The sequence below is a fragment of the Lelliottia sp. 7254-16 genome (assembly GCF_002922995.1).
Lineage (GTDB): Bacteria > Pseudomonadota > Gammaproteobacteria > Enterobacterales > Enterobacteriaceae > Enterobacter > Enterobacter jeotgali.
The window spans coordinates 165,797-180,904 of record NZ_PQVS01000010.1 but is presented as its reverse complement, the minus strand read 5'-3'; the positions used below and the strand labels follow the sequence as shown (position 1 = coordinate 180,904).

The window sequence follows — 15,108 nt, the reverse complement described above, 5'->3', positions numbered from 1 at the left end:
GAATATGTGGGACTGAAGGAAGGGGCTGAAGATGGCTGTTATGAGGTGTGGTGGTACAGCACGAAAGTGGGGGTGATCGACCTGAAGAAAAAGTCGATCACCATGGGTAAAGGATGTTAAATAGTGTTCACCATGTCCCCGAACACCTGTCTACCATGTCCCCGGACCGTACAGTGGGAGAGGGCTGGGGTGAGGGCACCAAACCGCACGCCTTAAAATTGGCCCAACCAATCCTCTAACCAATCTTCCCCTGGTTCACACTTCCATCAATTCCAATCACAAAATCATTGCCCATCCATAACATTTGATTAACCATTTGTTGTCATTACCCCTACATCACAATATTGGCAGGACCACTTTTACACAGACTGTGACGCCGAGATGAGCGCAGACTCACCGCGAAGCGGACTGTGCGGTCCTCAGGAGACCTGCAATGAGCCTCTGGCAACAAAACTACGATCCGGCCGGAAACATCTGGCTGTCGAGCTTGATCGCATCGCTGCCGATCCTGTTCTTCTTCTTCGCGCTGATTAAACTCAAGCTGAAGGGCTACCTCGCCGCGACATACACCGTCGCGATTGCGCTGATGGTGGCACTGTTCTTCTACAAAATGCCGGTCGATCACGCGCTGGCCTCGGTGGTTTACGGCTTCTTCTACGGCCTGTGGCCGATTGCGTGGATCATTATCGCGGCGGTCTTCGTCTATAAAATCTCGGTGAAAACCGGGCAGTTTGACATCATCCGTTCGTCGATTCTGTCCATTACGCCCGATCAGCGTCTGCAAATGCTGATTGTCGGTTTCTGCTTTGGGGCGTTCCTCGAAGGGGCTGCTGGTTTTGGTGCGCCGGTGGCGATCACCGCTGCGCTGCTAGTCGGGCTCGGCTTTAACCCGCTGTATGCCGCGGGCCTGTGCCTGATCGTTAACACCGCCCCGGTGGCGTTTGGTGCGATGGGGATTCCGATTCTTGTTGCCGGGCAGGTGACAGGTTTAGACAGCTTTGAGATTGGCCAGATGGTAGGCCGTCAGCTGCCGTTCCTGACCATTATCGTGCTGTTCTGGATTATGGCGATTATGGACGGCTGGCGCGGCGTGAAAGAGACCTGGCCTGCGGTGGTCGTTGCGGGCGGCTCTTTTGCTATCGCCCAATATCTCAGTTCCAACTTTATCGGCCCTGAACTTCCGGACATCATCTCGTCGCTGGTGTCGCTGGTCTGTCTGACCCTATTCCTGAAACGCTGGCAGCCGGTGCGTACTTTCCGCTTCGGCGATATGGGCGCGTCGCAGGTCGATCAAACGCTGGCGCGCACAAATTACAGCGTCGGTCAGATTGTTCGCGCGTGGTCGCCGTTCCTGTTCCTGACCGCCACGGTCACGCTCTGGAGCGTCCCACCGTTCAAAGCCTTGTTCGCTCCTGGCGGTGCGCTTTATGACATGGTGATTAATATCTCCGTACCGTTCCTCGACAAGATGGTAGCGCGTATGCCGCCGGTCGTTCATGAAGCGACGCCTTATGCGGCGGTCTATAAGTTCGACTGGTTCTCCGCGACCGGCACGGCGATCCTGTTTGCGGCTATTCTTTCTGTGGTGTGGCTGCGCATGAAACCTGCCGCCGCCATCCAGACCTTTGCCAGCACGCTGAAAGAGCTGGCTCTGCCGATTTACTCCATCGGGATGGTGCTGGCGTTCGCGTTTATCTCGAACTATTCCGGCCTGTCCTCGACGCTGGCGTTAGCTCTGGCCCATACCGGACACGCGTTTACGTTCTTCTCGCCGTTCCTCGGCTGGCTGGGCGTGTTCCTGACGGGTTCCGATACCTCGTCTAACGCCCTCTTTGCCGCGCTACAGGCGACCGCCGCCCAGCAGATTGGCGTATCGGATGTGCTGCTGGTAGCCGCGAACACCACCGGCGGCGTGACCGGGAAGATGATCTCCCCGCAATCTATCGCCATTGCCTGTGCGGCGGTGGGACTGGTGGGGAAAGAGTCAGACCTGTTCCGCTTTACCGTCAAACACAGCCTGATTTTCACCTGCATGGTGGGCGTGATTACCACGCTTCAGGCCTATGTCTTAACCTGGATGATTCCATGATAGTGATGCCCAGACGCCTGTCCGACGAGATTGCCTCTCGCGTGCGGGCGCTGATTGAAGAACAACAGCTGGAAGCGGGCATGAAATTGCCCGCAGAACGGCAACTGGCGGCGCAGCTTGGTGTGTCGCGCAATTCTTTACGCGAAGCGCTGGCGACACTGGTCAGCGAAGGCGTGTTGCTGAGCCGTCGCGGCGGCGGGACGTTCGTCCGCTGGCAGCACGATGACTGGTCCGAGCAAAACATCGTTCAGCCTCTCAAAACGCTGATGGAGAACGACCCGGACTACAGTTTCGACATCCTCGAAGCGCGCCACGCCATCGAAGCCAGTACCGCCTGGCACGCGGCGATGCGCGCTACGGACGCCGACAAAGAGAAGCTCCAGGCCTGCTTTGAGGCGACGCAGAGCGATAACCCGGATATCGCCTCGCAGGCCGACGTGCGTTTCCACCTCGCCATTGCCGAGGCCTCGCATAACGTGGTGCTCCTGCAAACCATGCGCGGATTTTTCGATCTGCTGCAATCGTCTGTCAAACAGAGCCGCCAGCGTATGTATCTCGTCCCGCCGGTCTTTGCCCAGCTCACAGAGCAGCATCAGGCCGTACTCGACGCCATTCTGCAAGGTGATGCCGAAGCCGCACGTAAAGCGATGATGGCGCACCTCGGCTTCGTCCACACCACCATTAAACGATTCGATGAAGATCAGGCCCGGCAGGCGCGCATAACCCGCCTGCCAGGCGATCATGATAATTCCAGGGAGAACAAAGCATGATTATTTCTGCAGCCAGTGACTATCGCGCAGCGGCGCAGCGCATCCTGCCACCCTTCTTGTTTCACTATATCGACGGCGGGGCGTATTCCGAATACACCTTGCGTCGCAACGTGGAAGATTTGTCCGAAGTGGCACTACGCCAGCGCGTGCTGAAGAATATGTCCGATCTGAGCCTTGAAACAAAGCTGTTCAACGAAACACTCTCAATGCCCGTGGCTCTGGCGCCGGTAGGTCTGTGCGGTATGTACGCCCGTCGTGGTGAGGTGCAGGCCGCCGCGGCAGCCGATGCCAAAGGCATTCCGTTTACCCTCTCGACCGTTTCCGTCTGCCCTATCGAAGAAGTGGCCCCGACCATCAAGCGCCCGATGTGGTTCCAGCTGTACGTCCTGCGCGATCGCGGCTTTATGCGTAACGCGCTGGAACGCGCCAAAGCGGCGGGCTGTTCAACGCTGGTGTTTACGGTCGATATGCCCACGCCAGGCGCTCGCTATCGCGATGCGCACTCGGGCATGAGCGGCGCGAACGCGGCCCTGCGCCGCTACTGGCAGGCGGTGACGCATCCCCAGTGGGCGTGGGATGTCGGCGTGAACGGTCGCCCGCACGATTTGGGCAATATTTCGGCCTATCTAGGCAAACCAACCGGGCTGGAGGATTACATCGGCTGGCTGGCGAATAACTTCGACCCGTCGATCTCGTGGAAAGATCTGGAGTGGATCCGCGAATTCTGGGACGGCCCGATGGTGATCAAAGGCATTCTCGATCCTGAAGACGCCCGCGACGCGGTGCGCTTTGGTGCAGACGGGATTGTAGTGTCGAACCACGGCGGTCGCCAGCTCGACGGCGTGCTCTCCTCTGCTCGTGCGCTGCCCGCCATTGCCGATGCGGTGAAAGGCGATATCGCGATTCTGGCCGACAGCGGCATCCGCAACGGGCTGGACGTGGTACGCATGATTGCCCTTGGCGCTGACAGCGTGCTGCTGGGCCGTGCATATCTGTACGCTCTGGCGACGCACGGCCAGGCAGGCGTGGCAAATCTCCTGAACCTGATTGAGAAAGAGATGAAAGTAGCGATGACGCTGACCGGGGCGAAAACTATCGGAGAGATCAGTAAGGATTCGCTGGTTCAGGAGCTGAGTAAACTTCCTGCGGCGCTGGCTCCGCTGGCGCAAGGGGACGCGGCTTAGGTTAAGTGCTGTCTGTTGCCCTCACCCCGGCCCTCTCCCACAGGGAGAGGGAGAAAAGAAAGTCCCCTCTCCCTGTGGGAGAGGGTTAGGGTGAGGGGAAATATCTGCTATTCTGCCCCCGCATTTTAAGGGGGCTGCATGCTTAACATCGTATTATTCGAACCAGAAATCCCGCCGAATACCGGGAATATCATCCGCCTGTGCGCTAACACCGGTTTTCGTCTGCACATCATCGAGCCAATGGGTTTTGCGTGGGATGACAAACGCCTGCGCCGCGCCGGGCTGGATTACCACGAGTTCACCGCCGTGGTGCGCCATCACGATTATGCCGCGTTTATGGATGCGGAAAAGCCGCAGCGGATGTTTGCCCTGACGACCAAAGGCACGCCGGCGCACAGCGCGGTGAGCTATCAGGAAGGGGACTATCTGATGTTTGGCCCGGAGACGCGCGGCCTGCCTGCCACCATTCTTGACGCCCTGCCAGCTGAGCAAAAAATCCGTATTCCGATGATGCCGGACAGCCGCAGCATGAACCTGTCGAATGCGGTGTCGGTGGTGGTGTATGAAGCCTGGCGCCAGCTGGGATATGCCGGCGCGGTATTGCGGAGCTGATATTGTCGGGTGGCGCTTCGCTTACCCGACCTACGGGTTTGTAGGCCCGGTAAGCGCAGCGCCACCGGGCGGTGTTTTAAATCCCGTCGCCATACTCAAAGGTGTGGTGAATACCGTTGAAGTGCTGATCCATATCCATCGCCGGTTTATCGCTCTCTGGCTTGCCGACGATGCGGGCGGGTACGCCAGCGGCGGTGGTATGCGGCGGAACGGGCTGCAACACGACGGAACCGGCGCCAATCTTCGCGCCACGCCCCACTTCGATATTGCCGAGAATTTTCGCCCCCGCGCCAATCATCACCCCTTCACGGATTTTCGGGTGGCGATCGCCGCTGGTTTTACCGGTACCGCCCAGGGTCACGGATTGCAGGATAGAGACGTCATCTTCAATGACCGCCGTCTCCCCAACCACAATGCCCGTGGCGTGGTCGAGCATAATGCCCCGGCCAATTTTCGCCGCCGGATGGATATCGACCTGGAAGGTCACGGAAACTTGATTTTGCAGGAAGATAGCCAGCGCACGGCGGCCCTCGTTCCACAGCCAGTGGCCGATGCGGTAAGCCTGCAGGGCGTGGAAGCCTTTCAGATACAGCAGCGGCGTAGAATATTTATCGACTGCCGGGTCACGTGTACGCACCGCCTGAATATCACAGGCAGCGGAGGCAATCATTTCAGGATCAGCGGCATACGCCTCTTCCACCACTTCGCGAATGGCAATAGCGGGCATGATGGAGGAAGCCAGTTTGTTGGCGAGCATATAGCTCAGGGCGCTGCCGAGGTTTTCATGCTTGAGTAGCGTCGCGTGGTAAAAACTGGCCAGCATCGGCTCGCAGTCGGCCAGAGCCCGGGCTTCGGCTTTAATATTGTTCCAGACGATATCCAGTTCTTCACACGGCATTGCATACTCCAGACGTAATAGACGACCGGCCAGTCTCTGCTGGCCGTGTCGTTGGGCGACAACGGGTCCCTGCGATTAGTTACTGCTGCGCTCGTCCTTGCGTGAGCGACCTAACAGCGTTAATGCTGCCTCGCGCGCATTTTTTCCGCAATACAATACCTGATAAATTTCCTCGGTTATTGGCATTTCGACACCAAAACGGTGCGCCAATTCCCGAACTTCTTTGGTATTGCGGTAGCCTTCAACCACCTGGCCGATTTTTTCCTGCGCGCCGATCACATCCATGCCCTGTCCAAGCATCATGCCGAAACGGCGATTACGCGACTGGTTATCGGTGCAAGTCAGCACTAAATCGCCTAAACCGGCCATCCCCATAAAGGTGGCAGGATCGGCACCCAGCGCGGTTCCCAAACGAGACATCTCGGTCAACCCACGAGTGATCAGCGCCGTACGCGCGTTCGCGCCAAAGCCGATACCGTCGGACATTCCTGCGCCAATGGCGATAACGTTTTTCACCGCACCGCCCAGCTGCACACCGATAAAATCAGGGTTGCTGTAAACGCGGAAGCTCTTACCGCAATGCAGTAAATGCTGTAGATCGTCGGAGAAAGTTTGATCGGTGGATGCCAGGGAGATCGCCGTCGGCAGGCCTGCGGCCAGCTCTTTGGCGAACGTCGGCCCGGAGATCACCGCGAGCGGAATGTCCGGCCCGAGGATTTCGCGAGCGACATCCTGCAACAGACGGCCCGTTTCAGCTTCCAGACCTTTCGTGGCCCACACAATACGTGCATCGGAGCGCATCAGCGCTTTGATCTGGTGCAGCACCTGGCCAAACACGTGGCTGGGTACAACAACGAGAATGTTGCGGCTGGCGGCAAGCGCGACTGAGAGATCGCTTTCGAGATGCAGCGAATCAGGGAAAGGCACGTCAGGAAGAAACGCGACGTTGCAGCGGTCGTGTTGCAACGTCGCGATATGTTTGGGATCGTGGCCCCAAAGGACCACTTCGTGACCATTTCTCGCCAGAGTGATGGCAAGAGCGGTGCCGTACGAGCCGGCACCGATCACAGTCATTGACGCATTAACTGTACTCATCAGGCATCCTGATGTTGGTCAGTACCTTCGCCAGCTTGCTGCTGCAGATAGTTCATGAACAACGCATCGAAGTTCACTGGCGCAAGGTTCAGCTGCGGGAATGTACCGCGAGAGACCAGGCTGGTGATGCATTCGCGAGCATACGGGAACAGGATGTTCGGGCAGTATGCACCCAGGCAATGCGCCAGCTGGTTGCCTTCGATACCGCCAACGGAGAAGATACCGCCCTGCTGTACTTCGCACAGGAATGCAGTTTCTTCGCCCAGCGCAGCGGTAACGGTCACACGCAGCACAACTTCATACACGTCATCTGCCAGTTGGGTAGATGCAGTATCAAGATCAAGTTTAACCTCTGGCTGCCAATCTTTCTGGAAAACGTGCGGCGCATTTGGCGCTTCGAAAGAGACATCTTTGGTGTAGATGCGCTGGATCTGGAAACTCATTTCGTTGTTGTTTTGTTCTGACATGGAAATACCCTTTTTAATTGTCCTAAAACGCTATCACAGCAGGGGATCGAGCCCGCCGCTTGCATCCAGCGCATACAAGTCATCACAGCCGCCAATGTGCTGCGCATCAATAAAAATCTGCGGAACCGTCGTGCGGCCACTACGTTTGATCATCTCTTCACGTTTTGCCGCATCACCATCAATGGGCAGTTCCTGGAAAGTTACCCCTTTGCTGTTCAGCAGCGCTTTTGCACGATGGCAAAACGGGCAGGTCGCTTTGGTGTAGATTTCAATATTGGCCATCACGTCGTTCCTCTTATTTACCGCGAACTAAAGGCAAGTTTTCACCGCTCCAGCCAGACACGCCGTCTTTCAGCACGAAGACTTTATCAAAGCCGGCTTTGGTGAGTGCGCTTGCTGGGTCCTGAGCCTGCATCCCGGTACCGTCAACGACGATAATCGGTTTGTCTTTATGCTTTTCCAGCTCGCCAAGATTGTTAGCTTTGATTTCTGTCGGTAGCAGGTTAATAGAACCGGCAATGTGACCTTTACGGAAATCATCACGTTGGCGCAGATCCACAACGACCGCGTCTTCTTTGTTGATGAGGCGCGTTGCTTCGCCACGGGTAATGACCTTAACTTTAGACGTAAGACCTTTAAACGTAGTGAACAGCACAGCGGCCAGTAAACCAATCCACGCGATACTCAGTACTGGGTGGCGGCTAACAAATTGCATAATTTCTTGCATGGGGGGTAACAACTCCCGACGTAGTGATTAAAAAAACCAGGACAGGAGTATACCTGTGCGTTGTGGCAAATACAGCCAGCGAGAATAAGCTAATCCATTTTCTGCGGCATGCCACGAAAAAAAAGCGTCAAAATGAGGATAGCCGCTGTCTGTGCCAGCGCTTTCTTTGATCTTCTGTGGCTACTTTATCGATTCAGCTGTAGTAAAATCAGGCAAATTTTTTGTCTCTTGAGCATGAGGATGTCGCAATGTCGGTCTCTAAAAAACCTATGGTACTGGTGATTCTGGATGGTTATGGCTATCGCGAAGACAGCCAGGATAACGCCATTTTCAACGCTAAAACCCCGGTCATGGATGCACTGTGGGCCAAACGCCCGCATACCCTGATTGACGCTTCTGGCCTGGAAGTTGGCCTGCCAGACCGTCAGATGGGCAACTCCGAAGTTGGACACGTCAACCTGGGCGCGGGTCGTATTGTTTATCAGGACCTGACCCGTCTGGACGTTGAAATTAAAGAACGGACTTTCTTCAGCAACCCAACGCTGACTGGCGCGGTGGATAAAGCGGTGAAAGCCGGTAAAGCCGTTCACATCATGGGTCTGCTCTCTGCCGGTGGCGTTCACAGCCACGAAGATCACATCCTGGCAATGGTTGAGATGGCAGCCGAGCGCGGCGCAGAGAAAATCTATCTGCACGCTTTCCTCGACGGTCGCGACACCCCGCCGCGCAGCGCGAAATCCTCCCTGCAAACGTTCGAAGATAAATTTGCTGAACTGGGCAAAGGCCGCGTGGCGTCCATCATTGGTCGCTACTTCGCCATGGACCGCGACAACCGTTGGGATCGCGTTGAGCAAGCTTACGACCTGATGACTCAGGCGAAAGGCGAATTCCAGTTTGATACCGCAGTTGCAGGGCTGGAAGCCGCTTACGCGCGCGATGAAAACGACGAATTCGTGAAAGCGACCGTTATCCGTGCTGAAGGCCAGGCCGATGCGACAATGGAAGACGGCGATGCGTTGATCTTCATGAACTTCCGCGCTGACCGCGCACGTGAAATCACCCGCGCTTTCGTGAACAACGATTTCGACGGTTTTGCTCGTAAGAAAGTCGTGAACCTCGACTTCATCATGCTGACCGAATACGCCGCAGACATCAAAGTGCCTTGCGCGTACCCACCCGCATCGCTCGCCAACACCTTCGGCGAGTGGATGGCGAAGAACGATAAAACCCAGCTGCGTATCTCCGAAACCGAGAAGTATGCGCACGTGACCTTCTTCTTCAACGGTGGTATAGAAGAGCCGTTCAAAGGCGAAGATCGCATTCTGATCAACTCCCCGAAAGTGGCGACCTACGATCTGCAGCCGGAAATGAGCTCCGCTGAGCTGACCGAGAAACTGGTCGCGGCGATCAAGAGCGGTAAATACGACACCATCATCTGTAACTACCCGAACGGCGACATGGTTGGTCATACCGGCGTGATGGAAGCCGCAGTGAAAGCGATTGAAGCTCTGGATAACTGCGTTGACGAAGTCGCTAAAGCGGTGGAATCCGTCGGCGGCCAGCTGCTGATTACGGCTGACCACGGCAACGCAGAGCAGATGCGCGATCCGTCTACCGGTCAGGCTCATACAGCACACACCAACCTGCCAGTTCCGCTGATCTACGTGGGTGAGAAATCTCTGAAACCAGTAGAGGGCGGTAAGCTTTCCGACATCGCGCCGACCATGTTGACGCTGATGGGCATGGAAATCCCGCAAGAGATGACTGGCAAGCCGCTGTTCATCGTGGAATAATCCCTCCCCATGAGGGGAAAGGCGATTTTTTCAATCACATGGGTCGTGAAACCGTTACGGTTATCAGTCAGGCCTCTGCTTTACGCCAGCGCACTCAGCGCTGGCGTATTGCTGTGCGCCGCATCCGCCCACGCTGACGATCGCGATCAGCTCAAATCGATTCAGGCCGATATCGCCGCCAAAGAGCGCGCGGTACGCCAACAGCAACAACAACGCTCCTCTCTGCTCGCACAATTAAAGCAGCAGGAAGAAGCCATCTCCGCCGCTGCGCGTAAACTGCGCGAAACCCAGAACACCCTTTCTGTGCTGAATAAGCAAATCGACGAGATGAATGCGTCGATTGCCAAACTGGAAAAGCAGCGAGATGCCCAGGAGCGTAATCTTGCGGCACAGCTCGACGCCGCGTTTCGCCAGGGCGAACACACCGGCATTCAGCTGATCCTCAGCGGAGAAGAGAGCCAGCGCGGCCAGCGCCTGCAGGCTTATTTTGGCTATCTGAACCAGGCGCGTCAGGAAACTATCGCGCAGCTCAAACAGACGCGCGAAGAGGTCACCTCGCAAAAAGCCGAGCTGGAAGAGAAACAGAGCCAGCAGCAAACTCTGCTTTACGATCAGCAGGCGCAGCAGGCGAAGCTGGAACAGGCGCGGAACGAGCGTAAGAAAACCCTTTCCGGGCTGGAGTCTTCGATTCAGGAAGGCCAGACGCAGCTGGGTGAAATGCGCGCCAACGAATCCAAACTGCGCAACAGCATTGCCCGCGCTGAAGCGGCTGCCAAAGCGCGCGCCGAAAAAGAGGCGCGCGACGCGCAGGCCGTGAAAGATCGCCAGCAGGAAGCGTCTCGCAAAGGCTCAACCTACAAACCGACGGAAAGCGAGCGTTCGCTCATTTCACGTACCGGCGGACTGGGTGCACCACGCGGACAAGCTTTCTGGCCGGTTCGCGGTTCTATTCTGCATCGCTATGGCGAACAACTGCAGGGTGAGCTACGTTGGAAGGGTATCGTCATTGGCGCATCGGAAGGCAGCGAAGTCAAAGCCATCGCCGATGGCCGCGTGATCCTCGCCGACTGGCTACAGGGTTACGGACTGGTGGTAGTGGTTGAGCATGGGAAAGGCGACATGAGTCTTTACGGCTACAACCAAAGCGCGCTGGTCAGCGTCGGTACACAGGTCCGCGCAGGACAACCTATCGCCCTTGTGGGCAGTAGTGGCGGTCAGGGCCGCCCGTCACTCTATTTCGAAATTCGTCGCCAGGGTCAGGCGGTCAATCCACAGCCGTGGTTGGGAAGATAAGTTTTGCTTCAATTTCGTCGTATTGTTCTCTCCGTCGTCAGTGCACTGGCGCTGGCTTCACCGGTTTACGCAGGCAAATTAGCCATCGTCATTGACGATTTTGGCTACCGTCCGCACAATGAGAATCAGGTGCTGGCGATGCCGTCGGCCATTTCCGTTGCCGTTTTACCCAATGCACCCCACGCCCGTGAAATGGCGACTAAAGCCCACAACAGCGGGCATGAGGTCCTCATCCACCTGCCGATGGCACCGCTCAGCAAACAGCCGCTGGAAAAAGACACCCTGCGCCCGGACATGAGCAGCGACGAGATCGAGCGCATTATCCGTGACGCCTATGGCAAAGTGCCGTTTGCGGTTGGGTTGAACAACCATATGGGCAGCGCGATGACCTCCAGCCTGTTCGGGATGCAGAAAGTGATGCAGGCGCTGGAGCGCTACAATCTCTATTTTCTCGACAGCATGACCATCGGTAATAGCCAGTCGATGCGCGCCGCCCAGGGTACGGGCGTGAAGGTGATTAAGCGCAAAGTGTTCCTCGATGACACGCAGAATGAAGCTGATATTCGTTTCCAGTTCAATCGCGCCGTGAAACTTGCTCAGCGCACCGGCTCGGCGATCGCCATTGGGCATCCGCATCCATCGACGGTGCGCGTGTTGCAGCAAATGCTGCCGACACTCCCTTCGGACATCACACTGGTGCGCCCGAGCGATCTGCTCAACGAACCGCAGGTGGATACCTCACGGCCTGATAACTCCACGCCACCAGGTAACAACCCGCGCACAGAGCCGAAAAACCCGTTCCGCGGCGTGAAGATTTGCAAACCGAAACAGCCGCCTGAACCGGTCTACGCCACCCGATTCTTCACGGTGATTGGTGAGAGCGTCAGCCAAAGTTCGCTGGTGACTTACTTCCAGCACCAGTGGCAAGGCTGGGGTAAGAAAGCGTAAGGGTTATTCTGTGAGATGAGAGTCCGCTGGCTTTTTCGCCACGGACTCTTTTTCATCCTGATGCTGATACCAGGCTTTGAAATACTTCAGGAAGCTATACGAAGCCGCGTACAGGCCCGTCACGATCCCCACTTTCCCCTGCCGCCAGGCACCGCTGAACAGATACCATTTGAAGAACGCACCGATACCGCTAACCACGCCACGACCAATAGAAGGCCGCACGTTCTGGTATTTAACCAGTCGCGAGGTGTAACTGTTCAGCTTATTAAAGACTTCATGAAGATTATAAAAGGTGTCGTGGCGAACTCGTCCTGGCATTTTGATTGCCTGAAGTGTGCCTTCCACTTTGTCATCCACCGGGCGGTGATTGAAACGGGCTTGAGCGCGATTAAACAGACGCACCGGAAAATCCGGCGATGAGACGGGATAAATTGTCCGGACTTCTTCCCCCAAAACATGCCAGTAGCGCGGGATGCGCCAGGCCTGGTTTACGGCAGGTTCGTCGCCCGCTTTGAGCGCCAGAATAAAATCGACCAGTTCGCCATCGAGGATCTCATCGCTGTCCATGCACAGCACCCAATCGTTGCTGGCTAAATCAATCGCATGATTCATCTGCGCGCCGTGCATCGCATAGGGGTGATAGTGAGTGGAAAGCCCGTATTCACGACAGATATCCAGTGTGGCATCCGTACTCCCGGAATCCACCACGACAAATTCATCCGCTACGGTGAGCAGCGGTGGCAGGACTTCACGCAGCAGACGCGCTGAGTTACAGGTCAATAAACAAACGGTAAGCTTGAACATAGGCGCTGTAAAAGTAAACGAAACTTAAACAAACTTTATAAGCGTGTGGGTAAAAAAGCGAAGTAAAAATCGAAATAATCCGATTGCGTATGCGAGAAGTGTGAAAGGGTCGAAAAAAAAGCGCCCGCAGGCGCTTTCAAAATTAATCCCAGCTCAGAATCACTTTTCCGGACTGGCCCGAGCGCATGGCGTCGAAGCCTTTCTGGAAATCATCAATACCGAAGTGGTGAGTGATGATCGGCGTCAGGTCCAGACCAGACTGGATCAGCGCTGCCATTTTGTACCAGGTTTCAAACATCTCACGGCCATAAATGCCTTTGATGAACAAGCCCTTAAAGATGACTTTGTTCCAGTCGATGGACATATCAGACGGCGGAATACCCAGCATGGCGATACGGCCACCGTGGTTCATGGTGTCGAGCATGGTACGAAACGCTGGCGGCGCGCCGGACATCTCCAGGCCCACATCGAAGCCTTCGGTCATGCCGAGTTCGGTCATCACGTCGCTCAGGTTCTCTTTCGAGACGTCCACCGCCCGGGTCACGCCCATTTTGCGCGCCAGAGACAAACGGTATTCGTTCACATCGGTAATTACCACGTTACGCGCACCGACGTGTTTCGCCACCGCTGCCGCCATGATGCCAATTGGGCCCGCGCCGGATACCAGCACGTCTTCGCCAACCAGGTCGAACGACAACGCCGTATGAACCGCGTTGCCAAACGGGTCGAAGATAGACGCCAGATCGTCGGAGATATTATCCGGGATTTTGAACGCGTTGAACGCCGGGATCACCAGATACTCGGCGAAACAGCCCGGACGGTTTACGCCCACGCCCACGGTGTTGCGACACAGATGCGTGCGACCACCGCGACAGTTACGGCAGTGACCGCAGGTGATATGCCCTTCACCGGAGACGCGATCGCCGATTTTAAAGCCTTTCACTTCCTGGCCGATACCGACCACTTCGCCGACGTATTCGTGTCCCACAACCATCGGAACCGGAATGGTTTTTTGCGACCACTGATCCCAGTTGTAGATGTGAACGTCCGTGCCGCAAATCGCGGTTTTACGGATTTTGATCAGCAGATCGTTATGACCGACTTCCGGCTCCGGCACGTCGGTCATCCAAATCCCTTCTTCCGCTTTCAGTTTGGATAACGCTTTCATCACACGTCCTCAGGCAATCACGCCCAGTTGTTTGCCGATGCGGGTAAAGGCTGCCACCGCACGCTCAATTTGTTCAGGCGAATGCGCCGCAGACATCTGGGTGCGGATACGCGCCTGACCTTTTGGCACCACCGGGAAGAAGAACCCGGTGACATAAATCCCCTCTTTTTGCAGCGCGCGGGCAAAGTTTTGCGCCACCACCGCGTCGCCCAGCATCACCGGGATAATCGCGTGATCGGCACCGGCCAGCGTAAAGCCTGCAGCAGTCATTTGTTCGCGAAACAGACGGGCGTTGGACCACAGGCGATCGCGCAGCTCAGCGCCGGACTCCACCATCTCCAGCACTTTAATGGAGGCAGAGACAATCGCCGGGGCCAGAGAGTTAGAGAACAGATACGGACGGGAGCGCTGGCGCAGCCATTCGACCACTTCCTTGCGCGCCGCGGTATAGCCGCCGGATGCGCCGCCGAGCGCTTTGCCCAGCGTGCCGGTGATGATGTCCACGCGGCCCATCACGTCGCAATATTCGTGGGAACCGCGACCGTTCTCACCGACAAAACCGACTGCGTGAGAGTCATCGACCATCACCAGCGCATCGTATTTGTCTGCCAGATCGCACACGCCCTTCAGGTTGGCGATCACGCCGTCCATCGAGAACACGCCGTCGGTGGCGATTAAGACGTGGCGAGCACCGGCTTCACGCGCCTCTTTTAGGCGCGCTTCCAGCTCCTGCATGTCGTTGTTGGCGTAGCGGAAACGCTTCGCTTTACACAGACGCACGCCGTCGATGATCGAGGCATGGTTGAGGGCGTCAGAGATAATTGCGTCTTCCGCGCCCAGCAAGGTCTCGAACAGGCCGCCGTTGGCGTCGAAGCAGGAAGAGTAGAGAATCGCATCTTCCATCCCGAGGAACGCCGCCAGCTTGCTCTCAAGCTGTTTGTGGCTGTCCTGGGTGCCGCAGATAAAACGCACGGAGGCCATACCAAAACCGTGGGTGTCCATGCCGTTTTTGGCAGCGGCAATCAGCTCAGGGTGATTCGCAAGACCTAAGTAGTTGTTCGCGCAAAAGTTAATCACTTTGCTGCCGTCAGCGACGGTGATGTCCGCCTGCTGTGCAGATGTGATAATACGTTCTTCTTTGAACAACCCTTCCGCGCGTGCGGTCTCGAGGTCGTTGTTTAACTGTTTGTAAAAATCACCACGCATTGCAATTCTCCAGACTCGGCAAATTTCGGCACATATTACCCAAACCTATACGTC

Annotated in this window: 15 protein-coding genes and 1 pseudogene; 8 read left to right on the top strand and 8 right to left on the bottom strand. The window is 56.4% G+C overall.

Annotated features, from left to right (window positions below):
- The 5 genes and pseudogenes from C3708_RS14895 to trmL form a co-directional block, all read left to right on the top strand.
- Positions 1 to 120: pseudogene (locus C3708_RS14895) on the top strand (IS481 family transposase); the annotation flags it as partial.
- Positions 121 to 433: 313 nt separating this feature from the next.
- On the top strand, positions 434 to 2,089 hold the full coding sequence (gene lldP / locus C3708_RS14890; RefSeq protein WP_103947726.1) for an L-lactate permease: 1,656 nt from the start codon (positions 434 to 436) through the stop codon (positions 2,087 to 2,089).
- Complete coding sequence (gene lldR / locus C3708_RS14885; RefSeq protein WP_095280199.1) at positions 2,086 to 2,859, top strand: transcriptional regulator LldR; 774 nt, start codon at positions 2,086 to 2,088, stop codon at positions 2,857 to 2,859. The genes lldP and lldR overlap by 4 nt, the downstream gene beginning before the upstream one ends.
- A complete protein-coding gene (lldD, locus tag C3708_RS14880; protein ID WP_095280197.1) occupies positions 2,856 to 4,043 on the top strand; it encodes an FMN-dependent L-lactate dehydrogenase LldD in 1,188 nt (395 codons plus the stop codon). Before lldR ends, lldD begins: the two co-directional genes overlap by 4 nt.
- A 138-nt stretch (positions 4,044 to 4,181) precedes the next feature.
- Positions 4,182 to 4,655, top strand: coding sequence for a tRNA (uridine(34)/cytosine(34)/5-carboxymethylaminomethyluridine(34)-2'-O)-methyltransferase TrmL (trmL, locus tag C3708_RS14875; RefSeq protein ID WP_103950291.1), 474 nt, complete (start codon positions 4,182 to 4,184; stop codon positions 4,653 to 4,655).
- Between the two features lie 76 nt (positions 4,656 to 4,731).
- Here trmL and cysE read toward each other — a convergent pair whose 3' ends face one another.
- From cysE to C3708_RS14850, 5 genes are all read right to left on the bottom strand, one after another.
- Complete coding sequence (cysE, locus tag C3708_RS14870; protein ID WP_059180464.1) at positions 4,732 to 5,553, bottom strand: serine O-acetyltransferase; 822 nt, start codon at positions 5,551 to 5,553, stop codon at positions 4,732 to 4,734.
- 75 nt (positions 5,554 to 5,628) lie between these two features.
- A complete protein-coding gene (gpsA, locus tag C3708_RS14865; RefSeq protein ID WP_103947725.1) occupies positions 5,629 to 6,648 on the bottom strand; it encodes an NAD(P)H-dependent glycerol-3-phosphate dehydrogenase in 1,020 nt (339 codons plus the stop codon).
- Entirely contained in the window at positions 6,648 to 7,115 is a 468-nt protein-coding gene (secB, locus tag C3708_RS14860; RefSeq protein WP_095280190.1) for a protein-export chaperone SecB, read from the bottom strand. The genes gpsA and secB overlap by 1 nt, the downstream gene beginning before the upstream one ends.
- Positions 7,116 to 7,148: 33 nt before the next feature.
- Positions 7,149 to 7,397, bottom strand: a complete 249-nt coding sequence (gene grxC, locus C3708_RS14855) for a glutaredoxin 3 (RefSeq protein WP_095280188.1) — start codon at positions 7,395 to 7,397, stop codon at positions 7,149 to 7,151.
- Positions 7,398 to 7,410: 13 nt separating this feature from the next.
- Positions 7,411 to 7,842, bottom strand: coding sequence for a rhodanese-like domain-containing protein (locus C3708_RS14850; protein ID WP_095280187.1), 432 nt, complete (start codon positions 7,840 to 7,842; stop codon positions 7,411 to 7,413).
- A 248-nt stretch (positions 7,843 to 8,090) separates the two neighbouring features.
- On the opposite strand from C3708_RS14850, the gene gpmM reads away from it, so the two are divergent.
- Genes gpmM through C3708_RS14835 form a run of 3 tightly spaced genes read left to right on the top strand, consistent with a single transcriptional unit; the run spans position 8,091 to position 11,876 of the window.
- Complete coding sequence (gene gpmM, locus C3708_RS14845) at positions 8,091 to 9,635, top strand: 2,3-bisphosphoglycerate-independent phosphoglycerate mutase (protein ID WP_103950290.1); 1,545 nt, start codon at positions 8,091 to 8,093, stop codon at positions 9,633 to 9,635.
- Between the two features lie 33 nt (positions 9,636 to 9,668).
- Entirely contained in the window at positions 9,669 to 10,928 is a 1,260-nt protein-coding gene (envC, locus tag C3708_RS14840; RefSeq protein ID WP_233210420.1) for a murein hydrolase activator EnvC, read from the top strand.
- A 3-nt stretch (positions 10,929 to 10,931) separates the two neighbouring features.
- Positions 10,932 to 11,876, top strand: a complete 945-nt coding sequence (locus C3708_RS14835; protein WP_095280182.1) for a divergent polysaccharide deacetylase family protein — start codon at positions 10,932 to 10,934, stop codon at positions 11,874 to 11,876.
- A 3-nt stretch (positions 11,877 to 11,879) separates the two neighbouring features.
- Here C3708_RS14835 and C3708_RS14830 read toward each other — a convergent pair whose 3' ends face one another.
- The 3 genes from C3708_RS14830 to kbl form a co-directional block, all read right to left on the bottom strand.
- The gene (locus C3708_RS14830; protein ID WP_103947721.1) at positions 11,880 to 12,680 is read right to left on the bottom strand and encodes a glycosyltransferase family 2 protein; all 801 of its coding nucleotides are present in this window, start codon (positions 12,678 to 12,680) and stop codon (positions 11,880 to 11,882) included.
- A 142-nt stretch (positions 12,681 to 12,822) separates the two neighbouring features.
- Entirely contained in the window at positions 12,823 to 13,848 is a 1,026-nt protein-coding gene (gene tdh / locus C3708_RS14825) for an L-threonine 3-dehydrogenase (protein WP_095280179.1), read from the bottom strand.
- 9 nt (positions 13,849 to 13,857) lie between these two features.
- Complete coding sequence (gene kbl, locus C3708_RS14820) at positions 13,858 to 15,054, bottom strand: glycine C-acetyltransferase (RefSeq protein ID WP_103950289.1); 1,197 nt, start codon at positions 15,052 to 15,054, stop codon at positions 13,858 to 13,860.
- Between the last annotated feature and the right edge of the window lie 54 nt (positions 15,055 to 15,108).